Here is a 552-nt window from a genome sequence, read left to right as displayed (position 1 = left end):
AAACACAGCAAAACCGGCATTTTTACGTATAACTCTTCGCGATACTGCACCATCAGGGGATACGGCACGCTACCGTTCATGGTCTGTTGCTCTCAAAAGAAACGATCCAAACTCCTAACCATGAACGTAGCGCCCCTTCGGGGCGAGCACGGCAGCAAAGCTGCCTCAAACGTCCTTAAGACCCTGCCTCACTTCAACGCCGGCGGCGGCTGATCGTGCCCAGCCCCTCGCGATCTCGCCCCGCACTGATACCAGCATAAAATAGCACGCCTGCGACGTGAGCCTGCTGACGCCGAGGCTCTTTTCCCATACCCTGCCACCCTCTAGACTCTGCACAATGTATATTCCGCGACCCACAAAGCTGCTGTTCCAGCATGACCACGGCTGGTGCAAGTACCTGGATAAACATGGCGACACCCTCAGCCACTGGACCAAACTCGCCGTCGAGCGCATGCTCGCCTGCGGTACCTGCCTCATGGGCGTTCGCCGTTACTGTTGCGCCTCATCCGACTGTACCCATGCCCGCTTCTTCTGCCAGAGCTGCAAGTCCAA

The 552-nt window shown here is 57.4% G+C and carries 1 pseudogene; it reads left to right on the top strand.

Annotated features, from left to right (window positions below):
* Window positions 1–337: 337 nt before the first annotated feature.
* Window positions 338–552 (top strand): annotated as a pseudogene (locus ACMV5I_RS29660) (IS91 family transposase); the annotation flags it as partial.

The organism is Serratia sp. T13T92, assembly GCF_047530105.1.
Classification (GTDB): Bacteria; Pseudomonadota; Gammaproteobacteria; order Enterobacterales; family Enterobacteriaceae; genus Chania; species Chania fonticola.
The sequence above is the reverse complement of the archived record's forward strand: the minus strand, read 5'-3'. Positions and strand labels throughout refer to the sequence as shown.